Source organism: Nocardioides sp. Soil774 (assembly GCF_001428125.1).
Taxonomy (GTDB): Bacteria; Actinomycetota; Actinomycetes; order Propionibacteriales; family Nocardioidaceae; genus Nocardioides.
Genome location: NZ_LMSM01000001.1, coordinates 53,910 through 78,057 on the forward strand (window position 1 = coordinate 53,910; position 24,148 = coordinate 78,057).

General features: G+C 72.9%; 22 protein-coding genes and 1 tRNA gene. 16 read left to right on the forward strand and 7 right to left on the reverse strand.

Translation table 11 applies throughout. The features are described 5' to 3' along the window. Positions 1 to 2: 2 nt before the first annotated feature. The 3 genes from ASG76_RS00275 to ASG76_RS00285 all read right to left on the reverse strand — a co-directional run bounded on the left by ASG76_RS00275 (position 3) and on the right by ASG76_RS00285 (position 2,957). Positions 3 to 1,367 carry a glycoside hydrolase domain-containing protein gene (locus tag ASG76_RS00275; protein ID WP_056598312.1) on the reverse strand — a complete coding sequence of 455 codons (1,365 nt, stop codon included), beginning with the start codon at positions 1,365 to 1,367 and terminating at the stop codon, positions 3 to 5. A gap of 86 nt (positions 1,368 to 1,453) precedes the next feature. Then, the gene (locus ASG76_RS00280) at positions 1,454 to 1,873 is read right to left on the reverse strand and encodes a hypothetical protein (protein WP_056598315.1); all 420 of its coding nucleotides are present in this window, start codon (positions 1,871 to 1,873) and stop codon (positions 1,454 to 1,456) included. 13 nt (positions 1,874 to 1,886) lie between these two features. Next, complete coding sequence (locus ASG76_RS00285) at positions 1,887 to 2,957, reverse strand: hypothetical protein (RefSeq protein ID WP_056598318.1); 1,071 nt, start codon at positions 2,955 to 2,957, stop codon at positions 1,887 to 1,889. A gap of 151 nt (positions 2,958 to 3,108) precedes the next feature. On the opposite strand from ASG76_RS00285, the gene ASG76_RS00290 reads away from it, so the two are divergent. Beyond that, positions 3,109 to 3,522, forward strand: coding sequence for a hypothetical protein (locus tag ASG76_RS00290; protein WP_157558849.1), 414 nt, complete (start codon positions 3,109 to 3,111; stop codon positions 3,520 to 3,522). Position 3,523: 1 nt separating this feature from the next. Next, the gene (locus ASG76_RS00295) at positions 3,524 to 4,768 is read left to right on the forward strand and encodes a hypothetical protein (RefSeq protein ID WP_157558850.1); all 1,245 of its coding nucleotides are present in this window, start codon (positions 3,524 to 3,526) and stop codon (positions 4,766 to 4,768) included. A gap of 13 nt (positions 4,769 to 4,781) precedes the next feature. On the opposite strand, the gene ASG76_RS00300 is transcribed toward ASG76_RS00295, so the two are convergent. Continuing rightward, positions 4,782 to 6,260 carry an MFS transporter gene (locus ASG76_RS00300; protein WP_056598330.1) on the reverse strand — a complete coding sequence of 493 codons (1,479 nt, stop codon included), beginning with the start codon at positions 6,258 to 6,260 and terminating at the stop codon, positions 4,782 to 4,784. Positions 6,261 to 6,379: 119 nt separating this feature from the next. Between ASG76_RS00300 and ASG76_RS00305 the strand changes: the two genes are divergently transcribed. From ASG76_RS00305 to ASG76_RS00370, 14 genes are all read left to right on the forward strand, one after another. Beyond that, the gene (locus ASG76_RS00305; protein ID WP_056598333.1) at positions 6,380 to 6,928 is read left to right on the forward strand and encodes a TetR/AcrR family transcriptional regulator; all 549 of its coding nucleotides are present in this window, start codon (positions 6,380 to 6,382) and stop codon (positions 6,926 to 6,928) included. A gap of 68 nt (positions 6,929 to 6,996) precedes the next feature. After that, a complete protein-coding gene (gene purL / locus ASG76_RS00310; RefSeq protein WP_056599404.1) occupies positions 6,997 to 9,282 on the forward strand; it encodes a phosphoribosylformylglycinamidine synthase subunit PurL in 2,286 nt (761 codons plus the stop codon). A 39-nt stretch (positions 9,283 to 9,321) separates the two neighbouring features. Further along, the gene (locus ASG76_RS00315) at positions 9,322 to 10,146 is read left to right on the forward strand and encodes an alpha/beta hydrolase (protein ID WP_056598337.1); all 825 of its coding nucleotides are present in this window, start codon (positions 9,322 to 9,324) and stop codon (positions 10,144 to 10,146) included. Between the two features lie 24 nt (positions 10,147 to 10,170). After that, positions 10,171 to 10,500, forward strand: coding sequence for a sterol carrier family protein (locus tag ASG76_RS00320; RefSeq protein WP_056598340.1), 330 nt, complete (start codon positions 10,171 to 10,173; stop codon positions 10,498 to 10,500). Further along, positions 10,497 to 11,399, forward strand: coding sequence for a 2-hydroxyacid dehydrogenase (locus ASG76_RS00325; protein ID WP_056598342.1), 903 nt, complete (start codon positions 10,497 to 10,499; stop codon positions 11,397 to 11,399). Before ASG76_RS00320 ends, ASG76_RS00325 begins: the two co-directional genes overlap by 4 nt. Before the next feature lie 9 nt (positions 11,400 to 11,408). Then, positions 11,409 to 12,215 carry a GNAT family N-acetyltransferase gene (locus ASG76_RS00330; RefSeq protein ID WP_056598344.1) on the forward strand — a complete coding sequence of 269 codons (807 nt, stop codon included), beginning with the start codon at positions 11,409 to 11,411 and terminating at the stop codon, positions 12,213 to 12,215. 23 nt (positions 12,216 to 12,238) lie between these two features. After that, positions 12,239 to 13,588 carry a dipeptidase gene (locus tag ASG76_RS00335; protein ID WP_056598347.1) on the forward strand — a complete coding sequence of 450 codons (1,350 nt, stop codon included), beginning with the start codon at positions 12,239 to 12,241 and terminating at the stop codon, positions 13,586 to 13,588. Positions 13,589 to 13,663: 75 nt separating this feature from the next. Continuing rightward, on the forward strand, positions 13,664 to 14,131 hold the full coding sequence (locus ASG76_RS00340; RefSeq protein ID WP_056598351.1) for an SRPBCC family protein: 468 nt from the start codon (positions 13,664 to 13,666) through the stop codon (positions 14,129 to 14,131). A 2-nt stretch (positions 14,132 to 14,133) separates the two neighbouring features. Next, a complete protein-coding gene (locus tag ASG76_RS00345; protein WP_056598355.1) occupies positions 14,134 to 15,168 on the forward strand; it encodes an NAD(P)H-binding protein in 1,035 nt (344 codons plus the stop codon). A gap of 129 nt (positions 15,169 to 15,297) precedes the next feature. Next, the gene (locus ASG76_RS00350) at positions 15,298 to 17,643 is read left to right on the forward strand and encodes a molybdopterin cofactor-binding domain-containing protein (RefSeq protein ID WP_056598356.1); all 2,346 of its coding nucleotides are present in this window, start codon (positions 15,298 to 15,300) and stop codon (positions 17,641 to 17,643) included. A 21-nt stretch (positions 17,644 to 17,664) separates the two neighbouring features. Beyond that, a complete protein-coding gene (locus ASG76_RS00355) occupies positions 17,665 to 18,159 on the forward strand; it encodes a (2Fe-2S)-binding protein (protein ID WP_056598357.1) in 495 nt (164 codons plus the stop codon). 45 nt (positions 18,160 to 18,204) lie between these two features. Beyond that, on the forward strand, positions 18,205 to 19,731 hold the full coding sequence (gene purF, locus ASG76_RS00360) for an amidophosphoribosyltransferase (RefSeq protein WP_056599406.1): 1,527 nt from the start codon (positions 18,205 to 18,207) through the stop codon (positions 19,729 to 19,731). 37 nt (positions 19,732 to 19,768) lie between these two features. Then, positions 19,769 to 20,866, forward strand: a complete 1,098-nt coding sequence (gene purM, locus ASG76_RS00365; RefSeq protein ID WP_056598361.1) for a phosphoribosylformylglycinamidine cyclo-ligase — start codon at positions 19,769 to 19,771, stop codon at positions 20,864 to 20,866. A gap of 157 nt (positions 20,867 to 21,023) precedes the next feature. Further along, positions 21,024 to 21,215: a DUF3073 domain-containing protein gene (locus ASG76_RS00370; protein ID WP_056599409.1), complete on the forward strand. Its 192-nt coding sequence runs from the start codon at positions 21,024 to 21,026 to the stop codon at positions 21,213 to 21,215. 198 nt (positions 21,216 to 21,413) lie between these two features. On the opposite strand, the gene ASG76_RS00375 is transcribed toward ASG76_RS00370, so the two are convergent. The 3 genes from ASG76_RS00375 to ASG76_RS00385 all read right to left on the reverse strand — a co-directional run bounded on the left by ASG76_RS00375 (position 21,414) and on the right by ASG76_RS00385 (position 24,097). Further along, entirely contained in the window at positions 21,414 to 22,514 is a 1,101-nt protein-coding gene (locus ASG76_RS00375; protein WP_056598365.1) for a Glu/Leu/Phe/Val family dehydrogenase, read from the reverse strand. A gap of 115 nt (positions 22,515 to 22,629) precedes the next feature. Further along, positions 22,630 to 23,955, reverse strand: coding sequence for a hypothetical protein (locus ASG76_RS00380; protein WP_056598368.1), 1,326 nt, complete (start codon positions 23,953 to 23,955; stop codon positions 22,630 to 22,632). 68 nt (positions 23,956 to 24,023) lie between these two features. Then, positions 24,024 to 24,097 (reverse strand) — tRNA-Phe (locus ASG76_RS00385). Positions 24,098 to 24,148 lie beyond the last annotated feature (51 nt).

Below are 24,148 nucleotides of genomic sequence, written 5' to 3' on the forward strand. Positions count from 1 at the left end.
GGTCAGAGCCCGCGCTGGAGCTTGCTCCAGGTCTGCGGGGTCGCCACCCCGGAGACCGCGATGCGCAGGCGCGACTGGTAGGCGCGGAGCGCGGTCTCGGTCTTGGCGTCGAAGACGCCGCTCGCCCCGAACCGCCCCGCGCCGGCCGCGTTGAGCGCCCGCTGGAGGCGGTGGACCGCCTCGTCGACCGAGCCGCGCTTGATCGTCGTACGCGCGCCGGCGGAGAGCAGCGCGGTCCAGTGGCGCTTCTCGAAGGTGTCGGTCGGAGTGAACTTGCGGCTCGCCTGCCAGGCGCGCGCGGCGGCGATCGTGGCGGCGTCGTAGGAGCCGCTGATCGCGCCGGAGTAGGTGCCCTGCTCGGTCAGCAGGCACTGCAGCACCTTGACCCGGGTGGGCTTGGCCGAGGTGGGCGACAATGTGGGGTACTGCCAGAAGCCGAGACGGGTGCCCGGGCAGCGACCCTCCGGGCGGGCGACGGAGCCCGCGCCGAGGTCGATGAAGTTGCTGTCGATGTTGATCGTCACGCCGCCCCACGTCTCGTTGTGGCCACCGCGGTACTGCTTCATCCGGCCGCCCGGGCGCCAGCCGTCCTCGGGGATGTAGGTCGTCGAGGTGTTCACCGCGCCGTCCCACCGCGCGATCCAGATGCGGTCGGGCAACGCGAACTGGCCGGGGCGCTGGGTGCGTGCGTCGTCGAGCATCTTGATGCCCGAGCTGGCGCTGGAGTAGAAGCCGGCGACGTAGCCGAGCGCCTTGATCCGTGTGACCCACGCGCTGGTGAAGACCAGCGCCGACTCGCGGCACGCGGTGTTGGTGAGGTCGAACCCCTCGAGGTCGTACCAGAGCGTGCTGCCCGGCCCGATGCCGTACGCCATCGCGTCGGCGGCGTTGTGGTCGGCCTCCGCGGTGCCTTGGGCGGCCGCCGTGGCGTAGCCCCCCGCCGGCTTGTCGGAGATCGTGAAGTCGTCCTTGTAGCGCGGGAACCGCGGCTGGCACGAGGCCTGCGGACCGAGGGCGATGGGCAGGAGCCGCCACCCGCGTGCGACTTGGGCGGCCACCCAGGCGGCGCTCAGGTTGGGCTGCACCCGGCACGCGCGCGAGTCGCCCGAGATGTAGATGCCGACCGCCGAGAAGGGTGACTTCTTCCACCACGTGTCCATCGCGGCCTGGGTCGGCGCGACGCACTGGTCGAAGCCGTGGCCGGTGAAGTCACCGGGGGTGGCGAGCGCGACCTGGCGCTGCGAGACCGGGCGCGTCGCGGCGGTTCCGGGGCCGTCGGCCTGCGCCGGGACGGACGCCGCGAGCGGGGCGAGCAGGGTCAGCGCCAGGGAGGCGAGGAGCACACGGGTCGGGACGTGGCGGCGCATGGAGACTCCAGCTGGCGGGGAAGAGGTGCAGTCGGCAGACGACAGGGAATCACACCTGTCACACGCGTCACAGGCGTTCGGTCGAACTACGGCGCTGTAGTTCGACCAGGGTCCGTCCCCGGCACCTCGTCGAAGATGAAGTTGCCCTTGGCCTCCTCGGCCTCGATGAGCTCCTCGAAGGCGAGCGCGAGGTCATCCTTGTGCTCCTCGAACATCCGGGTGAGGTGCCCCTGGAGAAGGGTGGCGTGGGGCGACTCGCCGGAGAAGACCTGCTCCCACGAGTCCTCGCCGGCCCTGATCTTCTCGACCAGGGTCGCCATGTCCTCGCCGAGCTCGCCGGACTCGGCCTGCTCCTCGAGCGCCTGCTTCTCCTCGTCGGTGAGCAGCGGCTGGGAGCTGAGCGCCTCGACGGTGGCCTGGAGGTCGGCGAGCCCGGTGGTCAGGTCCTCGCGGGCCTCGCTGATCGCGGCCAGGATCTCCGCCTGGCTGCGGAGGTCGTCGCTCATGCGGTGGCCCGCCTCACGCCGTGGCGGCGACCGGCCGCTGCCCGACGGTCGGGGTGGTGACCGTCCGCGGATCGCGCACGACGCTGCTCGGCGCACCCGTGGCGACCGCCGCGGTGGGCGTCGACACCGGCGCCTTGTCACCGTCGAAGAAGCGCTTGACCGTCTCGATGAAGGACTTCACCTGCTTCAGGACGTTGATGAGCTTCATGATCGCCTTGTACGCCTTCATCACCGCCTGGAAGGCCTGGAAGACGGCCTGCACGACGCGCGCCCAGCCCACGCCGGGGATGCTCATCGTTGCCAGGGCCGAGGAGACGGTCTGCACGGCCGACTTCACGCACTGCACGACCGCCAGCGCGGTCTGCCACGCGTCGCGGCAGATCTGCACGATGGTGCGGCCCATCTGCACCAGCTGCGCGGCCTGGGTGTCGAGGGAGCCGACCCACGTGCCGATCTGGGAGATCGCGGCGTCGGCGGCGCCGCCCTGCCAGGTCTTCGAGACGGTCTGACCGCCGCTCTGGAGGTTGTCCGCGACGCCCTTCATCGAGGTGCCCAGGCCGCCGAAGCACGAGCCCTGCGTCGACGCGCCGACGACGTCGCCGCCGATCTTCTCGGCGAGCTCGGAGCGGATGTCGAACCCGGTCAGCATCCGCACGAGGTCGCACACGGTGTCGTAGGGGAACCCGAAGCTGATCTGGGGCAGGCTGGTCTCGGTCGGCGCGGCTCGGCGGATCGTGGTGTCGGCGACGTCGAAGAAGCTGCTCGACCCGTCGCGACCGTCGGTGCCGTGCGCGTTGTGGCGGCGTACGACGCCGTCCTCGGTGAGCGTGAAGTCGCGGGCGGTGGCCCGCAGCGCCTCGGCGTGGTCGCGCATCCCGGCCCCGTTGTCCTCCAGCGACTGGTGCACCGACGGCAGCAGCGCGTGGTAGGCGCCCATCATCGTCTCGAGGATGGGACCGAAGTCGGTCTGCACCAGGCCGGTGCCGCCGTTGCGGGCGATGCCGGTGAGGTCGTCGCTCGCGCGCTGGACCTGAGCGGACCAGGCGTCGAGCTCGGAGAGGTCGACAGTCATCACGGCGTTCATCGCGGCTCCTCGAGACGTGCCCTCGACGGGGGGAGGGCGTGCAGGCCTGCTTCCCCGAACCGGGCAGGGCGAAACCGGCGGCCCCGCATTCTTTGTCCACAGCCCGGGCGCCCACGTGTTTGGGCCCTCGCGGCGCGGGTATCGGCCAGGGGTGAGCGCACGCGCCGAGCGATCCCTGATGCAGGTCGAGCCGACCAGGCTGGTCGAGCTCGCCGAGGAGTCCGAGAGCATCCTCGCGATGATGGCCGACGACTGGAACGCCGCGCTCCCCGCGCTGTCCGCGGCCTGTGACGACCTCGGCGACGCGGCCGGCGTGCTCGAGCTGTCCACGGCGTACGCCGACTCCCTGTCCGACGCCGGCGCGGTCGTCGCCGCGCTCGCGGAGACGCTCGCGGCCGGCGTCACCGGGTTGGTCGACGCCGCCCAGGACGCCTTGCGCGCCGACGACGCGGTCGCGGCCGAGCTCGACCACGCCGCCCACCAGGTCTCCCACCAGGTCTCCCAGCAGGTCTCCCGGCAGCACCCGGGCCACGGAGCGGGTGGCCCGGGCGAGGGGGGTCGCTGACGTGCCCGCCAACCCGTGGGAGCTGCGCACCGACGTGCGCCCGCTCGACACCGCCGCCCAGGCCTGGCGGGAGGTCGCGGAGGTGATGACGCGCCGGGGCGACGAGATCGTCGAGGTGGCGCGCCGGACGACCGAGGGCTGGCAGGCCGCCGCCGCCGACAGCTATGAGCAGCACCGCCGCCAGGTGCTCGCACACCTCGACCTCTTCACCACGCTCGCCGCGCAGGTCGCCTCCTCCCTGCAGGCGATCGGCGCGGTCGTCACCGCGGCCCAGAAGGAGCTCGACCAGTCCTGGGCGACGGTCGCGATGGTGCCCCACGAGGCCGTGGGCGAGTCGCGCCACCTCGTCTTCCACCCCGCCGAGGACCAGCACCGCGGCGCCGTGGCTCGCGCGCAGCAGGAGGCCGAGGAGGTCCGGGGCCGGCTGCGGACGGCCCTCGACCTCGAGGGCGAGCGGTTGCGGGCGACCCGCACCGAGCTCGACGGCGTACGCCAGCAGCTCCTGGTGCTGTCCGGCGGCAGGTTCCCCGGCGCCTGGTCCTCGGGGGACGGCGCCGACGGCGGCCTCGTCGGGCCCTCCTCCTCGAGCTCGTCCTCGTCGTCGACGTCGGTCCGGGGCTCCGCCCAGGCGGGCGTCGGGGCGCTGCCGCCGATGGCGCCGGTCTCCGCTGTCCCGGTGGCGGTGCCCGACATCGCGGGCATCTCCTCCACCGGCCTCGCGGCGGGTGCCGCGGCCGCCCTCGGGCGTCGCGCCGCGGCCAAGCGGTCCGCACCCGCCGTGCCACCACCGGTCGGCGGCATGGGCGCCGGGGCGATGGGCGCGCGCGCCGGGTCGATGTCGCGCGGGAGCACCGGCGGCCGCGCAGGCGTGCGGCGGATGCCCGCCTCCGTGCAGGAGGGCCCCGGTGCACGTCGTGCGCGCAGCGCGGGCGGCGGTGTCGAGGACGAGGACGCGCGCAGGCAGACCGAGAGGGACGCCAAGCGGGCGCTGCTGGAGGAGAAGCGCGCCGAGCGGGCCGCGCGCCGGGCCCGGCGAGCGGCCGGGCACAGCGAGGAACGCGACGAGCCGACGCCGTCCGACGAGCCCACCCCGGACCACGCCGACGACGAGGCCGACGAGCGCCCGGCCGCCCTCACGGTCGTCCACTACGAGCCTGGCGACGAGCCGCGCACGCTCCGGCCGGAGGCAGACGGCGACGCCCCCGACGCCGACCGGGAGGCCGACGGCGGGGGCGCGGGGCGCTGACTGCTGGGCGGGGTCACGCCGCTTCGGCGACCACCTCGGCCTCGGGGTCGAGGGCCGACGTGGCCGGCTCGGTCCGCCGCGCGCGCAGCACCGTCGCGACGACCACGAGGGCCAGGGCCGCGAAGCCCGAGGACGTGAGGAAGGCTGCCTGGAGCCCGGGCACGAACTCACCCGGCACCGCGCCGGCGGCGTACACCGAGACGATCACGGCGACGCCCACCGCACTGCCGAGCTGCTGCGTGGTCTGCAGCAGGCCCGAGGCCGAGCCGGCGTGCTCGTGCTCGACGCCGGACAGCACCGTGACGGTGATGGGCATGAACACCAGGCCGGTCGCCAGGCCGGCGATCAGCATCGGGCCGAACACCGCACCGAGGTAGGTGTCGCCGACGCCCACGCCGCTGAGCCACGCGTAGCCGACCGCGAGGGCAGCGGTGCCGGTCATCAGCATCGCGCGCGGGCCGACCCGGGCGATCAGCCACGGGGTGAGCCGGGACATCGCGAAGATGCCGAGGCTGAAGGGCAGGAAGGCGAAGCCCGAGGCGAGCGGCCCGAAGCCGAGCACCGTCTGGACGTACTGGACGACCAGGAAGAACATCGACAGGTTCGCGCCGATGACCAGTGCCATGGCCGCGAGGGCGCCGATCCGGCGTCGGTCGCGGACCAGGTGGGGCTGCACCATGGGGTGCGGGTGCCGGGACTCGGTGCGGGCGAGCAGCGCGAGCAGCGCCGCTCCGACGACGAAGCCACCGACGGTGCGTGCCGATCCCCAGCCGTGCTCGGGCGCTCCGATGAGGGCCCAGACGATCGAGACGGCACCGACCGTGGCGCTCGCGGCGCCGACGAGGTCGAAGCGTCCGGGGCGGCGCGGGGTCTCGTCGACGAAGCGACCGACGAGCAGCAGCACGGCCAGGCCGAGCGGCACGTTGATGAAGAGCGTCCAGCGCCACGAGCCGACGTCGGTGAGCAGGCCGCCGAGGATCAGCCCGATCGAGGCGCCCCCCGAGGAGACCGCTCCGAAGAGGGCGAAGGCGCGGTTGCGGGCCGCCTCGTCGGGGGCACTGGTGGTGAGCAGCGCGAGCACGCTGGGCGCGGCGAGCGCGGCGCCGACGCCCTGGAGGGCACGGGTCGCGACGAGCTGGCCCGGGGTCTGCGCGAGACCGCCGAGCGCGGAGGCGACGGTGAAGACGGCCAGGCCGACCGCGAAGGCGCGGCGCCGGCCGAAGACGTCGCCCAGGCGGCCCCCGAGGAGCAGCAGGCCGCCGAAGGCGAGGGTGTAGGCGTTGAGCACCCACGACAGCGAGGCCGGCCCGAAGGTCAGGTCGGCGTCGATGCGGGGGAGCGCCACGTTCACGACGGTCGCGTCGAGCACGATCATGAGCTGGGCGACGAGGACGATGGCGATGCCGGCGGCTGCGCGGCCGGCCTGCGGGGGGAGCTCGACGGGGAGCTCGCGGCGTGGTCCCTGCGTGCGCGGGGAGGTGGTGGATGACATGGGGTGCGGTCCTGTTCTGGCCACGGGAGCCGAGGTACAGTAGATCCGGAGGGTGACTCCGCTTCCTCCACGACAATACGGAGACAGTCTCCGTTTAGCAAGCCCGAGGTGAGAATTCCTTGCGTGCCGACGCCCAGCGCAACTACGACCGCATCGTCGAGGTCGCTCGACAGGTCTTCCGCGAGCAGGGCTACGACGCCTCCCTCGACCTCATCGCCAAGCAGGCCGGCGTCGGCCCCGGCACGCTCTACCGGCACTTCCCGACCCGCGACGACCTCATCGACGCAGTGATGCAGGCGTGGGTCGACCACGTCGAGGAGACCGCCGACAAGGCGCTGGCGTACGAGGGCGGTCCGCGCGACCTCCTCCTCCACTGGTTCGAGGAGTACGTCCGGCTCATCAGCGTGCACAAGGGCGGTCCCGCGAAGATCACCGGCGCGATGGGCGACGAGGCCTCACCGATCCGCACCAAGTGCGTGGTCCTCCAGGCAGCGAACGGGCGGGTCCTCGACCGGCTGCGCGCCGGTGACGCCCTGCGTGACGACGTCTCGTCCCTCCAGGTCGCACGCCTCGTCGGCGGGGTCGCCACCGTCGCCGACCAGTCCGACCTCGAGCCCGCGGCGGTGCGCCCAATGCTCGAGGTCCTCACCGACGGACTGCTGAAGTGACCACGTCGCGGCGCCGGTAGATTGATGCCGTGCCCGACACGAGCGCCCCGCAGTCATCCCCGTCCTCGCTGACCACCTCCGGCGCGACCGGCACCCTCGACACGGTGGCGCTCGCCTCCGCCGAGGCCGATCGCGAGCAGCCCTGGGCAGAGCTGGGCCTCAAGGCCGACGAATATGCCCGGATCCGCGAGATCCTGGGCCGTCGCCCGACGAGCTCGGAGCTGGCGATGTACTCGGTCATGTGGAGCGAGCACTGCTCCTACAAGTCGACCAAGGTGCACCTCAAGCAGTTCGGCGAGATCCCGCAGGAGACGCCCGTAGGCAAGATGCTCGCCGGCATAGGTGAGAACGCCGGCGTCCTCGACATCGGCCAGGGCTACGCCGTGACCTTCAAGGTCGAGAGCCACAACCACCCGTCGTTCGTCGAGCCCTACCAGGGCGCCGCGACGGGCGTGGGCGGCATCGTCCGCGACATCCTCGCGATGGGTGCGCGCCCGGTCGCGGTGATGGACCCGCTGCGCTTCGGCCCCCTGGACGCCCCCGACACCGCGCGGGTGCTGCCCGGGATCGTGGCGGGCGTCGGCGGCTACGGCAACTGCCTCGGCCTGCCCAACATCGGAGGCGAGGCGGTCTTCGACGAGACCTACACCGGGAACCCCCTCGTCAACGCGCTCTGCGTGGGCGTGCTCCGCCACGAGGACCTCCACCTCGCCAACGCGTCCGGCACCGGCAACCAGGTGGTGCTCTACGGCGCCCGCACCGGCGGCGACGGCATCGGCGGCGTCTCGGTGCTGGCCAGCGAGACCTTCGACGAGGGCGGCCCGGCCAAGCGCCCGAGCGTCCAGGTCGGCGACCCCTTCATGGAGAAGCTGCTCATCGAGTGCACCCTCGAGCTCTTCGCCGCCGGCGTCATCGCCGGCATCCAGGACCTCGGCGGCGCGGGGCTCTCCTGCGCCACCTCCGAGCTCGCGTCCGCCGGCGACGGCGGCATGCACGTCGAGCTCGACCGCGTCCCGCTGCGCGACTCCACGCTCGCTCCCGAGGAGATCCTCATGAGCGAGTCGCAGGAGCGGATGATGGCGGTCGTCGAGCCCGGCCACGTCGAGGCCTTCATGGCGATCTGCGAGAAGTGGGACGTCGAGGCCGTGGTCGTCGGCGAGGTCACCGACACCGGTCGGCTGCACATCGACTGGCACGGCGAGCGCGTCGTCGACGTACCCCCGCGGTCGGTGGCGCACGACGGCCCGACCTACCAGCGGCCCTTCGCCCGCCCCGACTGGCAGGACGCCCTGCAGGCCGACGGGGCGGAGGCGCTCGCGCGTCCCTCGACCGGCGACGAGCTGCGCGACACCCTGCTCCGCCTGGTCGCCTCGCCCAACCTCTGCGACAAGTCGTGGATCACCGACCAGTACGACCGCTACGTCCAGGGCAACACCGTCCTGGCCCAGCCGTCAGACTCCGGCATGGTGCGCGTCGACGCCGACACCAACCTCGGGGTCTCGGTCTCCACCGACTGCAACGGCCGCTTCGCCAAGCTCGACCCCTACACCGGGGCCCAGCTCGCGCTGGCCGAGTCGTTCCGCAACGTCGCCACCGGCGGCGCGCGGCCGCTGGCCGTCTCCGACTGCCTCAACTTCGGTTCGCCCGAGGACCCGGACGTGATGTGGCAGTTCGCCGAGGCCTGCCGCGGCCTCAAGGACGCCTGCCTCGAGCTCGGCATCCCGGTCACCGGCGGCAACGTCAGCCTCTACAACCAGACCGGCGAGACCGCGATCCTGCCCACCCCGGTCGTCGCCGTGCTCGGCGTGATCGAGGACGTCACGCGTCGTACGCCGACCGGCTTCGCCGCCGAGGGCGAGCAGGTCGTGCTGCTCGGCGAGACGCGCGAGGAGCTCTCCGGCTCCGAGTGGGCGCACGTGGTGCACGGGCACCTCGGCGGCCTCCCGCCGCGGCTCGACCTCGCCGCCGAGCAGGCGCTCGCGTCGCTGCTGCAGGAGGCGTCGCGCGACGGTGTCGTCACCAGCGCGCACGACCTGTCCGACGGCGGCCTCGCCCAGGCCCTCGCCGAGTCGACGTTCACCAACGACATCGGCGTCACCGTCTCGCTCGGGGAGGTCGCAGGCGGCGACCCCTTCCTCGCGCTCTTCGCCGAGTCCACCGCCCGCGCGCTGGTCACGGTCACCGACGAGCAGGCCGACGCTCTGTGCGCACTGGCCGAGCGCCACGGCGTGCCGCTCACGGCCCTCGGGCACACCGGCGGCGGCACGATCTCGGTCGAGGGCGCCTTCGAGGTGCCCGTCGCCGACGCCAAGGCCGCGTGGCGCGCGACGATGCCGGCGGTGCTCGGCGCCTGAGCGCCGGACCCCGATGGGCCCGCGCCTAGGCTGACCGCCATGCCGCACCCGCTGCTCGACCGCCGAGCCCTGCTGGTGGGGCTCGGCGCGGCCACGCTCGCGGGGTGCGCCGCCGAGACCAGCCCGATCCGCGAGGAGCAGCGCGTGACGCCCGACCGCATCACCTACGGCGACGACCCGAGCCAGTGGGTCGAGGTGCGCGAGCCCGACGGCGCGAGCCGCGGCCTTGTCGCGATCATCCACGGCGGCTTCTGGCGCGCGCAGTACGACGCCTCGCTCGGCACGCCGCTGGCCGAGGACCTCACCGCTCGGGGGTGGACCACCGTCAACCTGGAGTACCGCCGGGTCGGCAACGGCGGCGGCTTCCCCGAGACCTTCGACGACGTGCACCGCGGCCTTGGCGCGATGGCCGGCACCACCACCGGCCCCGTCGTCACGCTCGGCCACTCCGCCGGCGGCCACCTCGCCGCGTGGGCGGCCTCCCGCGGGCGCTCCGACTGGCCCGGCGGGCTCGAGGTGACGCACGTGGTCTCCCAGGCCGGTGTCCTCGACCTCACGACCGCGGCCGAGCAGGGCCTCGGCGGCGGGGCGGTGCAGGCCTTCATGGGTGCCGGCCCCGACGACGCGTCGTACGCCGTCGCTGACCCGCAGCGCAACATCCCGCTCGACGTGCCGCTGTGGGCGGTGCACGCCCGTGACGACGACACGGTGCCGTTCGAGCAGTCCGCGCACTACGTCGAGACGGCGACCGCGGCGGGCGCCGATGCCACCCTGGTGGAGGTCACCGGCGGGCACTTCGGTGTCATCGACACCACCAGCGACGCGTGGACTGCGATCGTCCGGGTGCTCGACGGCATCGCCTGACGGCTGCGGCGATAGCCTCGTGACGTGCCCGCGAGACTCAAGGTCCTGACCCCTGCGCAGCTGGCGACGGCCGACACCAAGGCCCTCGTCAAGCACTACCTGGCCGTCCTCGAGGTGCGCGCCCCCGGCCGCTCGGTGGAGGTGCGCGTCCCGCCGTTCGCCGCGGTGCAGGTGATCGAGGGCGTGCGGCACACGCGCGGCACCCCGCCGGCCGTCATCGAGACCGACGCCGAGACGTGGCTCGCGCTCGCCACCGGACGTACGACGTGGCACCAGGCCGTCGACGACGGTGCGGTCCGCGCGAGTGGCGAGCGCACCGACCTGTCGGCCTACCTCCCGCTGGCGACGTCGTGAGGGCTGCCGTCGCCACCGCCGAGCTCGCGGAGGCGGTCGGACCGGTCGAGGGCGTCGAGGTCGTCGTGTGGAACGGTGACGGCCCGCCGCCCGACGGCGACGTCGAGCTCTGGGTGCCGCACTACGCGACCCGCGCCGACGTGATCGACCGCGGCCACGACCTGCGCGGGCTGCGGGTGGTGCAGCTGCAGAGCGCGGGCTACGACGGCGTGCCCGAGCGCCTGCCGGCGGGGGTCACCCTGTGCAACGCGACCGGCGTGCACGACGACGCCACCGCCGAGCACGCCGTGGGCCTGGCGCTCGCCAGCCTGCGCGGCATCCCCGAGGCGGTGCGCGCGCACGGGCACTGGCGCCGCATGCCGGGTCGTCGGTCGCTCGCCGACTCGCGGGTGCTGGTGCTGGGCTACGGATCCATCGGCCGGGCGCTGGTCGAGCGGCTGCTGCCGATGAAGGCGGTCGTCACGGCGGTCGCCTCCCGCAGCCGCGACGACGACCTCGTCGGGCAGGTGCACGGCATCGACGAGCTGCCCGCGCTGCTGCCCGAGCAGGACCTCGTGGTCGTGCTCGTGCCGCTCACCGACGCCACCCGCGGCCTCGTCGACGACGCGTTCCTCGCGCTGCTGCCCGACGGCGCCCTGGTGGTCAACGTCGCCCGAGGGCCGGTCGTCGACACCGACGCGGTCCTGCGCCACGCCGGCCGGCTCCGCTTCGCGCTCGACGTCACCGACCCCGAGCCGCTGCCCGACGACCACCCGCTGTGGTCGGCTCCCGACGTGCTCGTCACGCCGCACGTCGCGGGCGGGACGACGGCGATGCTGCCCCGGATCTCCACGCTCGTGCGCGACCAGCTGCGCCGCATGGTGGCCGGCGAGGCGCCGCTCAACATCGTCAACCACTAGCCTCCGCACATGCACGTGAGCTCCCTCGGATTCCGCACCGACCTGGCCCTGCTGACCGCCTCCGGCAGCGTGGTGGAGGACCGCGGCACCCACCTCGTGGTCCGCTCGCCCGACAACCCGTCCTACTTCTGGGGCAACTTCCTCCTCCTGGCCCAGCCGCCCGTGCCCGGCGGTGAGAAGGAGGTGGTCGCGGCGTTCCACACGGAGTTCCCGCTGGCAGACCACGTCAGCATCGGCATCGACACCGCGGAGATCGACGACGAGTGCCGGGCGGCCTTCGAGGCGGCCGGCATGGTCGTCGACGTGGCGACGGTGCTCACCGCCTCGTCCCTGCGCGCGCCGCGCGAGGTCGAGGCCGAGGTCCGCGAGCTCGGGTCCGACGAGGACTGGGAGGCGCGCGCCCGGCTCAGCCAGCAGCTCTACCCGCAGACCCCCGAGGACCGCTTCATGGCCTACGCGCGGCAGAAGAACGCGCAGGAGCGCAGGCTCGTCGACGCCGGGCGCGGCCGCCGCTTCGGGGCGTACGTCGACGGGCAGCTCGCCTCGACCGCCGGCATCTTCGTGACCGAGGACGGCGTGGCCCGCTTCCAGAGCGTCGAGACCCACCCCGAGCACCGCCGCAAGGGGCTGGCCGAGGCCGTCGTCCACGCGGCCGGGCAGCACGCCCTGGACCACCTCGGCGTGGGCACCCTCGTGATCGTCGCCGACACCGACGGGGAGGCGATCGGGATCTACCGCCGCCTCGGCCTGGCCGACGCCGAGCGGCAGCTGATGATGGAGAGGCGCAGCGGCGACTGGGCGAGTCTCGACAGCTGAGACCCGGCACCTAGGGTGTGGCCATGACGATCGACATCCCTGCACGTCTCGCCGAGGTCATGCCCGGCCTCCGCCGCGACCTCGACGACCTGGTCCGCATCCAGTCGGTGTCCGCCGACCCGGCCCGCGCCGGTGAGGTCGAGCGCAGCGCCGAGGCCACGCGCGACCTGTTCGCCGCCGAGGGGTTCGAGTGCGAGATCGTGCGCGCCCACGACGGCGCCCCGCCCGCCGTGATCGCCCGCAAGGCCGGCCCCACGGGTGCCCCGACCGTCCTGCTCTACGCCCACCACGACGTCCAGCCCGAGAACGACCACGCCGACTGGGACTCGCCGCCGTGGGAGCCCACCGAGCGGGGCGACCGGCTCTACGGCCGCGGCGCGGCCGACGACAAGGCCGGCATCGCCGCCCACCTCGGCGCGGTCCGGATCTTCGGCGACGAGCTCCCGGTCAACCTGGTGATGTTCATCGAGGGCGAGGAGGAGGTCGGCTCCGACACCCTCGTCGAGCTGCTCGAGGCCCACAAGGACCGCCTCGCCGCCGACGTCATCGTCATCGCCGACTCCGGCAACTGGGACATCGGTGAGCCCGCCCTCACCACGAGCCTGCGCGGCCTGGTGCGGATGGACGTCGAGGTCCGCACGCTCACCCACGCCGTGCACAGCGGCATGTGGGGCGGCTTGGTGCCCGACTCGATCATGACCCTGAGCCGCGTCATCGCGAGCCTCAACGACGACGCGGGCGACGTGGCCGTCGAGGGCCTGCACTCCGGCCCCGCGGCCGACGTCGACTACCCCGAGGACCGGCTGCGCGCGGAGTCCGGCGCCGCCGAGGGCATCGAGTGGATCGGCTCCGGCTCGGTCGTCGAGCGCCTGTGGACCAAGCCGTCGATCAGCATCACCGGCTTCGACGCGCCCAAGGTCGAGGGCGCCTCGAACACGCTGGTCCCTGCCGCCCGCTGCCGCATCAGCATGCGCATCGCCCCCGGCGACACGACCGCCAACGCCGTGCGGTGCCTCGAGGCCCATCTCGACAAGCACACGCCGTGGGGCGCCACGCTCACCACGACGGTGGTCGACACCGGCGAGGCCACGCAGATCGACGCCAGCGGACCGGCGTACGACGCCGCGCGCGAGGCGTTCGCCGAGGCATGGGACGGCACCGCCCCCATCGACATGGGCGTGGGCGGGTCGATCCCCTTCATCGCCGAGTTCCTCGAGGCGTTCCCGCAGGCCAGCGTGCTGGTGACCGGCGTCGAGGACCCCGACACCCGCGCCCACGGCGCCAACGAGGGCCTGCACCTCGCGGAGTTCGAGAAGGTCGTCAAGGCCGAGGCGCTGCTGCTGCGCAACCTCGGGCGCCTGGCCCAGGGCTGAGCTGCGGCCTCTCCTGCTGCACGAGGGGCGTCCCTACGGGTGAGCCGCGCTGGGCGGCCTCGGTAGCCTCGCGCCATGGCGACCTTCCGTGCCCGTGACACGTCCTCGGCGGTGCTCCGCTCGTCGCGCAGCGAGGTGTGGGCGGCGCTCACCGACGCTGCGCTGATCGCGAAGCTCACCCCCTACGTCACCTCGATCGCCGTCGACGGCGACCGCTGGACGTGGCGCATGGTGTCCCTGCCGGTCCTCAGCATCTCGGTCACGCCGCAGTTCACCGAGGTGATGGAGCTGCGCCCGGAGGAGCGGATCGACTTCCACCACGACCCGGCCCGGACCGAGGAGACGACGGCGGTCGAGGGGGCCTACGTCCTGGCGGACCACGCCGGCGGCGGCACCGAGGTGTCCATCGACCTGCAGATCTCCACCCGCCTGCCCCTGCCGGGCCTCGCGCGGCCGGCGGTCGAGCTGGTGATGGCGCAGGTGGTGAAGCACATGGGTGCGGTGTTCTCGCGCAACCTGCTCGCCCACCTCGGGGAGGCGTGAGCATGCGCGTGCTCGTCCTCGGCGCCACCGGCTACGTCGGCTCCCGCCTGGTCCCGCACCTGCTCGAGCGTGGCCACGACGTGGTCGCGGCCTCGTCCTCCCCACCAGATCCCGACCGGTTCGGGTGGGACGACCGGGTGAGCGCGATCCGCTGCGACGTGACCGACGCCGAGGCCGTCGCCACTGCGGTGGTGGGCGTCGACGCCGTGGTCTACCTCGTGCACTCCCTCGACCGCTCCGACTTCACCGACCGCGACCGCCGCGCCGCGGAGGTGGTGGCGTCCGCGGTCGCCACCAGCGACGTACGCCGCCTCGTCTACCTCTCCGGCCTGGTCCCGCAGGTGCCGGAGGACGAGCTGTCGGCCCACATCGCCAGCCGGCTCGAGGTGGAGCGCATCCTGCTCGGGGCGATCGAGGGCTCGGTCGCGCTGCGCGCCGGCGTGGTCATCGGCGCGGGGTCGACCTCCTTCGAGATCATCCGGCAGATCGCCACCCTCTTCCCGGTGCAGCCGGTGCCGTTGTGGATGCACCGGTCCGTGCAGCCGGTGGCCGTCTCCGACGTGCTCCGCGCGATGGACGAGGCCCTCGCGGACGACGGTCCGACCGGTGCCGTCGACCTCGGCGGCCCCGACGTCGTCACCTATCCCGACCTCATGAAGGCGTGCTCCGACGCCGCCGGCCTGTCCCGGGTGCGGGTGCCGGCACCGGTCGCTCCCGTCACCCTCGTCGGCCTCGCGACGGCACTGGTCACCACCGCGCCGTTCCACACGGTCACGGCGCTGATCGAGTCGCTGCGCCACGACATGGTGTGCCGCGCCGGCGAGACGTGGTCGCCGACCCACGACGGCCCGCTGCTCGGGCTCGAGGAGGCGATGCGGCGCGCGTCCACCGCCCACTTCGCCGGACCCGAGGGCGCGCTGCCCTCCGACCCGTCGTGGACCCGCACGCACGTGCTGCTCGACGCGGTGCCGCTGCCGGCCGCCAGCCGTGCCGCCGCGCGCCTCGCGCTCCACCGGGTCCGCGCGATCCTGCGCTGAGCTCGCTGCTGTCTCCGAGATTGGACAGACCTTGAATCGTGACAGCGGTGCTGTCACAGTGGCGGGGCGGTTCCTGGGGAGGGGCCTCTGCCCGGAAGGCTGCCGGGCCGACCAGATCGGGTGACCCGGATGCCTCCCTCTCGCGACCCCCAGCTCGACCCCACCGCCCAGCCCGGCGCGACGCCGTACGCCCTCGACCGGCGCCGCTTCGTCGGCTACGTCCTGGGCGGCGCCACCCTCGTCGCCGCCGCAGACCTGGTGCTCGTCGACGTGCCGCGCGCCGCGGCCCAGGTCCCCACCGGGCCGCAGCCTGCCGAGCTCTACGACCTCAACGACATGCTCACCGACGCGGCGCGCCCGACGGCGAACCTGATCACGGTGACGATCAACAAGGACGGCACCGCCAGCTTCGCGCTGCCTCGCGCCGAGGTCGGCCAGGGCATCACCACCTCCACCGCCATGCTGATCGCCGAGGAGCTCGACCTGCCGGTGGGCAAGGTCCGGGTGAGCCTGGCCCCGGCACGGCCCGAGCTGCTCTTCAACCAGCTGACAGGTGGCTCCAACACGACGATCTCCACCTACACCCCGATCCGGGTCGCGGCCGCGGTCGCGCGCGCCGCCCTCCTCGACGCCGCCGCCATCGTGCTCGGCGACACCGTCGCCAACCTCACCGCCAAGGGCGGCGTGGTCACCGCGCCCGGCGGCGGCTCGGTGTCCTACGGCGAGCTCGCCACCCGCGCCGCGCGCTCCGGGCCGAGCACGCGCGAGGTGCAGCTCAAGGCACAGGGCGACTTCGCCGTCGTGGGCCGCCCCACCAACCGGGTCGACGCACTGGCGGCCGTCACCGGTCGCAAGGACTTCACCACCGACCTGCAGGTCCCCGGTGCGCTGCCGACCATGGTCTGCCGCGCACCCACGCTCAACGGCACGCCGGTCCGCGTGCGCAACCGGCGCGACGTGCTGCGGATGCTCGGCGTCACCCACGTCGTGATCGTGAGCACCGGCGTGGCGGTGCGGGCGCGCACCTTCGGTCAGTGCATCGACGCCGTGCGCGCGCTCGACGTGGTCTGGAAGGAGGGTCCGGTCGCGGGGGAGAGCGACGAGACGATCCTCGCCGAGCTGCGCGCCGCCCAGCTGCCGATGCCGCAGCTGCCCGACACGCCCCTGTCGAAGACGGTCTCGGGCGACTTCACCTTCTTCTTCCGCAGCAACTCCGCGATGGACACCAACAGCGCGATCGCCGACGTCCGCGCGGACCGCGCGACGATCTGGTCCGGACTGAAGTCACCGATCGTGGCCCAGCAGCGGATCGCCGAGCGCCTCGGCATGGCGCCCGACCAGGTGAAGGTCAACGTCGTCACCTCGGGTGGCTCGTTCGGTCGCCGGCTCTTCTTCGACGGCGCGCTCGAGGCCGCCGAGATCTCGCAGAAGATGGGCAAGCCGGTCAAGCTCATGTGGCACCGCGCCGACGACGCCCGCGTCGGGCGCACGCACCCGATGGGCACCTGCCGCGTCCAGGCCCAGGTCGTGGGCCAGGAGGTGGTGGCCTTCAACCAGTCGCTGACCTGCGTCGAGACCGACTACCGCCACGGCCTCGGCGAGATCATCACCTCCGCTGCCGCCGACCTCCCCGCCGGCGTCGGCAACCTCGGCTTCGCCGAGACGATCTTCGCCCTCACCCAGGAGGTGCCCTACGACTTCGGCGTGGTCACCCAGACGCTGGTGGAGACCGACGACCGCTTCAACACCGGCTCGATGCGCAACATCTACTCACCCGACGTACGCGTCGCGAGCGAGCTCGTGGTCGACAAGCTCGCGGCGACGATGGGGCTCGACCCCTATCAGTTCCGGCGCAAGTTCCAGCGCAACCCGCGCCTGCTCGCCGTGCTCGACACGGTGGCCCAGGCCGGCGAGTGGGGCAGGGCGATGGCGCCCGGCACCGCCCAGGGCATCGCGATCCACAAGGAGTACAAGGGCGTCTCGGCGTGCCTGGTCGAGATCGACACCCGTCCGGCCACCACCGGCCGACGCATCCGTGACGCCGTCACCGGCCCACGGGTCACCCGGGTCACCTTCGCCATCGACGTGGGGCTCGCGATCAACCCCCGCGGCCTCGAGGCCCAGATGCAGGGCGGCATCAACGACGGCATCGCCCTCGCCCTGACCTCCAGCCTGCACCTGCGCGACGGGCACTTCCTCGAGGCCAGCTGGGACAACTACTTCTACACGCGCCAGTGGAACACCCCGCCCGACGTGCGGGTGATCGTGATGCCGTCGCAGGAGACCTCGCCCGGCGGCGCCGGTGAGGCCGGGGTGGCCGCGTCGTTCGCCGCGGTGGCCTGCGCGTACGCCCGTGCCACCGGCACCATGCCGACCGAGTTCCCGATCAACCACCGCACGCTCTCGTTCAAGCCCAAGTCCTACGTCCCCCCGATCCCGCAGTCGCCGCGCAACGGCCTCCGGCACACCTACTGAGAACGGCTGAGGAGCAATCACATGCCTGAGCAGACCTTCATCGTCAACGGCAAGCGGGTGCACGTCGACGTCGACGACGACGTACGACTCCTGTGGGTGCTGCGCGACCTGCTGGGGATCACCGGCCCGAAGTACGGCTGCGGGATCAACGTGTGCAAGGCCTGCACCTCGCACATCAACGGCAAGGCCTTCAACCCGTGCGCGGTGCCCGTCGGCAAGCTCGACGAGGACGACGAGGTGACCACGATCGAGGGCCTGCCCCGCGAGGTGCCCGAGCGCAAGCGGGGCGAGCACGGCCTGCACCCCATGCAGGAGGCGTGGCTCGAGCAGGACGTCGCGCAGTGCGGCTACTGCCAGCCGGGCCAGATCATGGCCGCCGTGGCGCTGGTCAGGAAGGTCGAGCGCGAGGGCGGCACGATCACCGACGCCGACCTCGACACGATCCGCAACATCTGCCGCTGTGGCACGTACACGCGCATCCGGGAGGCCATCCGGGACGGCGCCGCGCGGATGTGAGACGACACCTGCGCAGCCCGTAGACTCGAGGCCGTGCCCCAGCCGATGAGCAAGCGGAAGGGCGGCGACGGCCGTCTGACCACGGCCCTCGACCCCCAGGACCAGGGCCCGCAGGACGCCTGTGGCGTCTTCGGTGTGTGGGCCCCGGGCGAGGACGTCGCCAAGCTGACCTACTTCGGTCTCTACGCCCTGCAGCACCGCGGGCAGGAGTCCGCCGGCATCGCGGTCAGCAACGGACGCCAGATCCTGGTCTACAAGGACATGGGCCTGGTCTCGCAGGTGTTCGACGAGTCCACGCTCGAGTCGCTCAAGGGCCACCTCGCCATCGGCCACTCGCGCTACTCCACGACCGGCGCCTCGACCTGGGAGAACGCGCAGCCGACGTTCCGCCCCACGGTCGACGGCTCGATCGCGCTGGGCCACAACGGCAACCTGATCAACACCCACGAGCTCGCCCAGATGGTGTCCGACCTCCCCGGCCCCGCCGGCGAGCTCGAGATCAAGGGCGTCGTGGGCGCGACCAACGACACCAGCCTGGTCACCGCCCTGTTCGCGCACCACCCCGACACCTCGCTCGAGCAGCGGGCGCTCGAGGTGCTGCCGCAGCTGCGCGGTGCCTTCTGCTTCGTCTGGATGAACGAGGGCACCCTCTACGCCGCCCGTGACCCCCAGGGCATCCGCCCGCTCGTGCTCGGCCGCCTGGACCGCGGGTGGGTCGTGGCCAGCGAGGACGCCGCGCTCGCGACCATCGGCGCCAGCGTGGTGCGCGAGGTCGAGCCCGGCGAGATGATCGTCATCGACGAGAACGGCCTGCGCTCCCACCGGTTCGCCGAGGCCGACCGCAAGGGCTGCGTCTTCGAGTACGTCTACCTGGCCCGCCCCGACGCCACGATCAGCGCCCGCAGTGTGCACGAGTCGCGGGTCGAGATGGGTCGCCAGCTCGCGCGCGAGTTCCCGGTGGAGGCCGACCTCGTCATCCCCGTGCCGGAGTCCGGCACGCCTGCCGCAGCGGGGTACGCCGAGGAGTCCGGGATCCCGTTCGGCCAGGGGTTCGTCAAGAACGCCTACGTCGGCCGCACGTTCATCCAGCCCAGCCAGACCCTGCGCCAGCTCGGCATCCGGCTCAAGCTCAACGCGCTCGAGCACATGATCCGCGGCAAGCGGATCGTGGTGGTCGACGACTCGATCGTGCGCGGCAACACCCAGCGTGCGCAGGTGCGGATGCTCCGCGAGGCCGGCGCCCTCGAGGTGCACGTGCGGATCTCCAGCCCGCCGGTGAAGTGGCCGTGCTTCTACGGCATCGACTTCGCCACCCGCGCCGAGCTGATCGCCAACGGCCTGACCCCTGAGGAGATCGCCGCCAGCGTCGGGGCCGACACCCTCGGCTACATCTCGCTCGACGGGATGATCGACGCCACGAAGCAGTCGCGCGACACGCTCTGCACCGCCTGCTTCACCGGCGACTACCCCGTCGAGCTCCCCGACGAGAGCCTGCTCGGAAAGCACCTGCTCGAGGCCACGCTGCAGTCGCCCACGATGGGCCGGGCGCTCCCGGTCCTCAACAACCCCTGATCCGCCAGCACCGCACCGTCGCCACCGAGGAGCTCCGTTGACCGACCAGCCCGCCGCATCCTCCACCGGGGCCTACGCCGCCGCCGGGGTCTCGATCGAGGCGGCCGACCGCGCGATCGACCTGATGAAGGGCTGGGTGGAGAAGTCCCGTCGCCCGGAGGTCATCGGCGGCCTCGGCGGCTTCGCCGGCCTCTTCGACGCCTCCGCCCTGACGCGCTACGAGCGGCCCCTGCTGGCCACCTCGACCGACGGGGTCGGCACCAAGGTCGCGATCGCCCAGCTGATGGACGTCCACGACACCATCGGCTTCGACCTGGTGGGCATGGTGGTCGACGACCTCGTCGTGTGCGGCGCCGAGCCGCTGTTCATGACCGACTACATCGCCTGCGGGCGGGTGGTGCCCGAGCGCATCGCCGCCATCGTCAAGGGCATCGCCGAGGCGTGCGTCGTCGCCGGCTGCGCCCTCATCGGTGGCGAGACCGCCGAGCACCCCGGCCTGCTCGACCCCGACGACTACGACGTCGCCGGCGCCACGACCGGTGTCGTGGAGGCCAGCAAGCTGCTCGGTCCGGGCCGGGTCCGTCCCGGCGACGTGGTCATCGCGATGGAGGCCAGCGGCCTGCACTCCAACGGCTACTCGCTCGTGCGCCACGTGCTGCTCGGCGGCCCCGCCGACGGGGGCGCCGGCTGGACCGTCGACCGTCACGTCGACGACTTCGGGCGCACGCTCGGCGAGGAGCTCCTCGAGCCCACCCGCATCTACGCCAAGGCGTGCCTCGACCTCACCGAGCGCACCGAGACCCACGCCATGTCGCACGTGACCGGTGGTGGCCTGGCCGCCAACCTCGAGCGGGTGCTCCCCGCGGAGCTGTCGGTGCGCGTCGACCGCTCGACCTGGACGCCGCAACCGGTCTTCGACGTCGTACGCCGTGTGGGTCAGGTCGCCCAGCCCGACCTCGAGGCCACCCTCAACTGCGGGGTCGGCATGGTGTCGCTCACCGCGCCCGATTCGGTCGACACCGCCATCGCCCTGCTGGCCGGCCACGGCGTCCGCGCGTGGGTCGCCGGCGAGGTGCGGGCGGCCGACGGCGACGGCGGCCGCGTGCTCCTGGAGGGCCAGCACCCCGGTTGGTGAGCAGTTTCGCGGATCGACCCGCGAAATCCGGGCCCTTGGTGTGCGGGAACACCCACCCCTCAGGTAGCGTTGGGCCCACGATATGTAACCGATCAGACCGGGCGCGTCGGGGGATTCCTCCGACAGCCCCGGCCAAGTGTGCGAGGGGGTCGACCCTATGGGGCGCGGCCGAGCTAAGGCGAAGCAGACCAAGGTCGCACGCGACCTGAAGTACCGGACTCACGAGACGGACTTCGGCGCGTTGGCGAAGGAGCTGCACGGTGAGGATTCCCATCCCCGGACGACTGACGTCGAGCCGGTCGAGGACGAGTGGGCGGACTATGCCGACCCCCGTCGTCGCGCAGACTGACTGATCGCACCTGATCGACCCCACCCGGTCCTCCGGGTGACCGGTCGTCCGAGCGCGCCCTCACCCCACTACACGTGAGAGGGCACTTCGTGCCCGTCCGCGGTGCCGAGAGGGCACTTCGTGCCCGTCGGCGAGATCCGGACGGGCACGAAGTGACGCCTCGAGGTGCGGGACGGGCACGAAGTGCCCGGTCGGCGGTCAGCCGAGGTGGATGCCACGCAGGCGGCCGACCTCGCGCATGCGACGCTCGGCGAGCCGGTCGGCGGCCTCGGCGGTCGTGACCCCGTCGACCTTCGCGAGCTCGAAGACCCGGCGGGTGGTGTCGAAGATCCCGGTGGCGCGCTGCTGGGCGCGCTCGAAGGAGAAGCCCTCGAGCTCGTCGGCGACCTGGATGACGCCACCGGAGTTCACGCAGTAGTCGGGCGCGTAGAGGATGCCGCGCTCGTCGACCTGCTTCTCGATGCCGGGGTGGGCGAGCTGGTTGTTGGCGGCACCGCAGATGATCTTCGCGGTGAGCACGTCGAGCACGTCGTCGCTGATCGCGCCGCCCATCGCGCAGGGCGCGTAGACGTCGATCTCGCTCGCGACGAGCTCCTCGGTCGAGGCGACGGCCTGCACCTGGGGGTACTCCGCGCGGATCGCCTCGACCGAGGGGGCGTGGACGTCGGTGACGACGACGGTCGCGCCGTCCTCGATCAGGTGCCGCACGAGGTGGCGCCCGACCTTGCCGACGCCGGCGACGCCGACGGTGCGCCCGGCGAGCGTGGGCTCACCCCAGACCTGCTCGGCGGCGGCGCGCATGCCCTGGAACGTGCCGTACGCCGTCAGCACCGAGCTGTCGCCCGCGCCGCCGTGGGCGACGGTGCGCCCGGTGACGTAGTCGCACTCGCGCGCGATGTGGTCCATGTCCTCGCTGAACGTGCCGACGTCGCAGGCGGTGAAGTAGCGCCCGTCGAGCGACTGGACGAAGCGGCCGTAGGCGCGCAGCAGCGCCTCGGTCTTCAGCTCGGCCGGGTCGCCGATGATGACGGCCTTGCCGCCGCCGAGGTCGAGGCCGGCGAGCGCGTTCTTGTAGGACATCCCACGCGAGAGGTTGAGCACGTCGACGATCGCGTCGTCGGTGCTGGCGTAGGGGAAGAACCGCGTGCCGCCGAGGGCCGGGCCCAGCGCAGTGGAGTGGATCGCGATGATGGCCTTGAGACCGCTCGCGCGATCGTTGCAGAACACGACCTGCTCGTGCTCGCCGCCGAGCTCGAAGACGTCGACGCCGGAGACGGCCGGGGCGAGGGGTCCAGACATGCTGTGGGTCCTTTTCTCGTGGGTGCGGGCCGCGGGGTGTGCGGACCTGGTCGGAGCGGTCGAGGGGTGGTGACCGCCGTCACTGCCAGCGTAGCGTCGCCGCGACGGCCCGCGGTCACCGCCGCGAGCGCATGAGCACCAGGTCGCCGTGGGTGCCGTAGCCGAGCAGATCGCCGCCTCGCGGGGTGCCGTCGAAGGTGGCCATCAGCCACGAGTCGCCGACCTGTGCGAGCGATGGCCACGGCAGGTTGGTCGGGTAGGGCGCGTCGAGCGTGCCGGTCTCGGACATCGCGAGGTCGAAGGCCGGGAAGCGCGCCCGCTGCGCGCGGGGGGAGTCCCGACCGTCGCTCGCCAGCACGAGCATCCGCCCGTCGACCTCGACGAGGGTCGTGCCCTCGGTGGCGCGGCGGTCGACCGCCGCGCCCAGGAGCCGCAGGTCGTCGAGGGAGGGGCCGCCGGCCAGCGCGGGGTGGAAGTCGAAGAAGCGACGGGCGCTGACGAAGCCCACGAGCCACCCGCCGTCGCGCCGCACCAGGTGCGGGTCCCACGTCGCGATCGACGCGAGCCCCTCGGTGGGCAACGCGAGCTCCCGGGTGTCGAGCACGTGCGTGCCGTGCAGCAGGTCGGCGTCGGACTCGGCCAGCGTGACCCGCAACCCCGACGGCGTACGACGCCCGGCGCGGGTCGTCGGCCTCTCGAAGTCGCCCCACGTGCTGGTCGCCACCAGCCACCGCCCCTCGCTGCGCACGAGGTGGGTGGCGTGGTCGCCGAACACCCCCGGCCCGTCGGGGCGGCGGAAGAACAGGTCGGCGCGGTGCTCGACCTCGAGGGCGTCCGGGTCGAGCCGCCAGATGCTCGTGTGCGCGGTGTCGAAGAACCCGGGGCCCGCAGACGTGGCGCTGAGCCAGCAGGCGCCGTCGTCGCGCAACGGCCGGCCGTCGTCGGTCGTGACGAACCGGACGTCGCGGAGGCCGAGCTGGCCGAAGCCGCCGGCCACGCCGCCGCCCCCGGGCAGCTCGACGGCGAGGGCGGCGAGGGCCGCCTCCTCGCGGGTGTCGAGCACCTCGCGCAGGTCGTGGCGCGCTCGGGCGACCCACGCGCCCGACTCGCGGGTCCACGCGGTCAGGTGCGTCCCGGTCAAGCTCAGGCCGAGCTCGGTGGGATCCTCGGCGCGGTGGAAGCGTCGGCTCCGCAGCTCGCGGGCCGGGCCGTCGCCGGTGATGCCCAGCGACACCGACCCGTCGACGACGGAGGCGGCCAGGCGGTGCCCGGAGAGGTGGAGCGCGACGCCGGCGCCGACGGACGGCGTGGTGACCGCGACGTACGGCGCGAGCGCGGGCATCGACGTCAGCCCGGCAGCGTCGGTCCGGACCTGCACCGCCCCGGGCGCGAGCAGCTCCACTGGGCGCAGACGGCGTGCGATCTCGAGGCGGGGGAGCACGAGGACATCATGGCGGGGAGTCGCAGAAGGGCCCCGGTCGGGACGTGACCGGGGCCCTTCTGTGCTTGTGGGCAGGGGCGGGGTCGAACCGCCGACCTATCACTTTTCAGGCGATCGCTCGTACCAACTGAGCTACCTGCCCAAGCGGGACGAGGATACATGAGGCCCGCTGGCTCGACGGAATCGGCTCGGA

Bases quoted from the DNA above. Each gene is read 5' to 3' on its own strand.
- ASG76_RS00345 (WP_056598355.1), top strand. From the start codon at position 14,134: ATGCGCGTGCTCGTCCTCGGCGCCACCGGCTACGTCGGCTCCCGCCTG.
- ASG76_RS00285 (WP_056598318.1), bottom strand. From the start codon at position 2,957: ATGAACGCCGTGATGACTGTCGACCTCTCCGAGCTCGACGCCTGGTCC.
- ASG76_RS00275 (WP_056598312.1), bottom strand. From the start codon at position 1,367: ATGCGCCGCCACGTCCCGACCCGTGTGCTCCTCGCCTCCCTGGCGCTG.
- ASG76_RS00335 (WP_056598347.1), top strand. From the start codon at position 12,239: ATGACGATCGACATCCCTGCACGTCTCGCCGAGGTCATGCCCGGCCTC.
- ASG76_RS00375 (WP_056598365.1), bottom strand. From the start codon at position 22,514: ATGTCTGGACCCCTCGCCCCGGCCGTCTCCGGCGTCGACGTCTTCGAG.
- purF (WP_056599406.1), top strand. From the start codon at position 18,205: ATGAGCAAGCGGAAGGGCGGCGACGGCCGTCTGACCACGGCCCTCGAC.
- ASG76_RS00280 (WP_056598315.1), bottom strand. From the start codon at position 1,873: ATGAGCGACGACCTCCGCAGCCAGGCGGAGATCCTGGCCGCGATCAGC.
- ASG76_RS00340 (WP_056598351.1), top strand. From the start codon at position 13,664: ATGGCGACCTTCCGTGCCCGTGACACGTCCTCGGCGGTGCTCCGCTCG.
- ASG76_RS00370 (WP_056599409.1), top strand. From the start codon at position 21,024: ATGGGGCGCGGCCGAGCTAAGGCGAAGCAGACCAAGGTCGCACGCGAC.
- ASG76_RS00315 (WP_056598337.1), top strand. From the start codon at position 9,322: ATGCCGCACCCGCTGCTCGACCGCCGAGCCCTGCTGGTGGGGCTCGGC.
- ASG76_RS00300 (WP_056598330.1), bottom strand. From the start codon at position 6,260: ATGTCATCCACCACCTCCCCGCGCACGCAGGGACCACGCCGCGAGCTC.
- ASG76_RS00355 (WP_056598357.1), top strand. From the start codon at position 17,665: ATGCCTGAGCAGACCTTCATCGTCAACGGCAAGCGGGTGCACGTCGAC.
- ASG76_RS00330 (WP_056598344.1), top strand. From the start codon at position 11,409: ATGCACGTGAGCTCCCTCGGATTCCGCACCGACCTGGCCCTGCTGACC.
- ASG76_RS00350 (WP_056598356.1), top strand. From the start codon at position 15,298: ATGCCTCCCTCTCGCGACCCCCAGCTCGACCCCACCGCCCAGCCCGGC.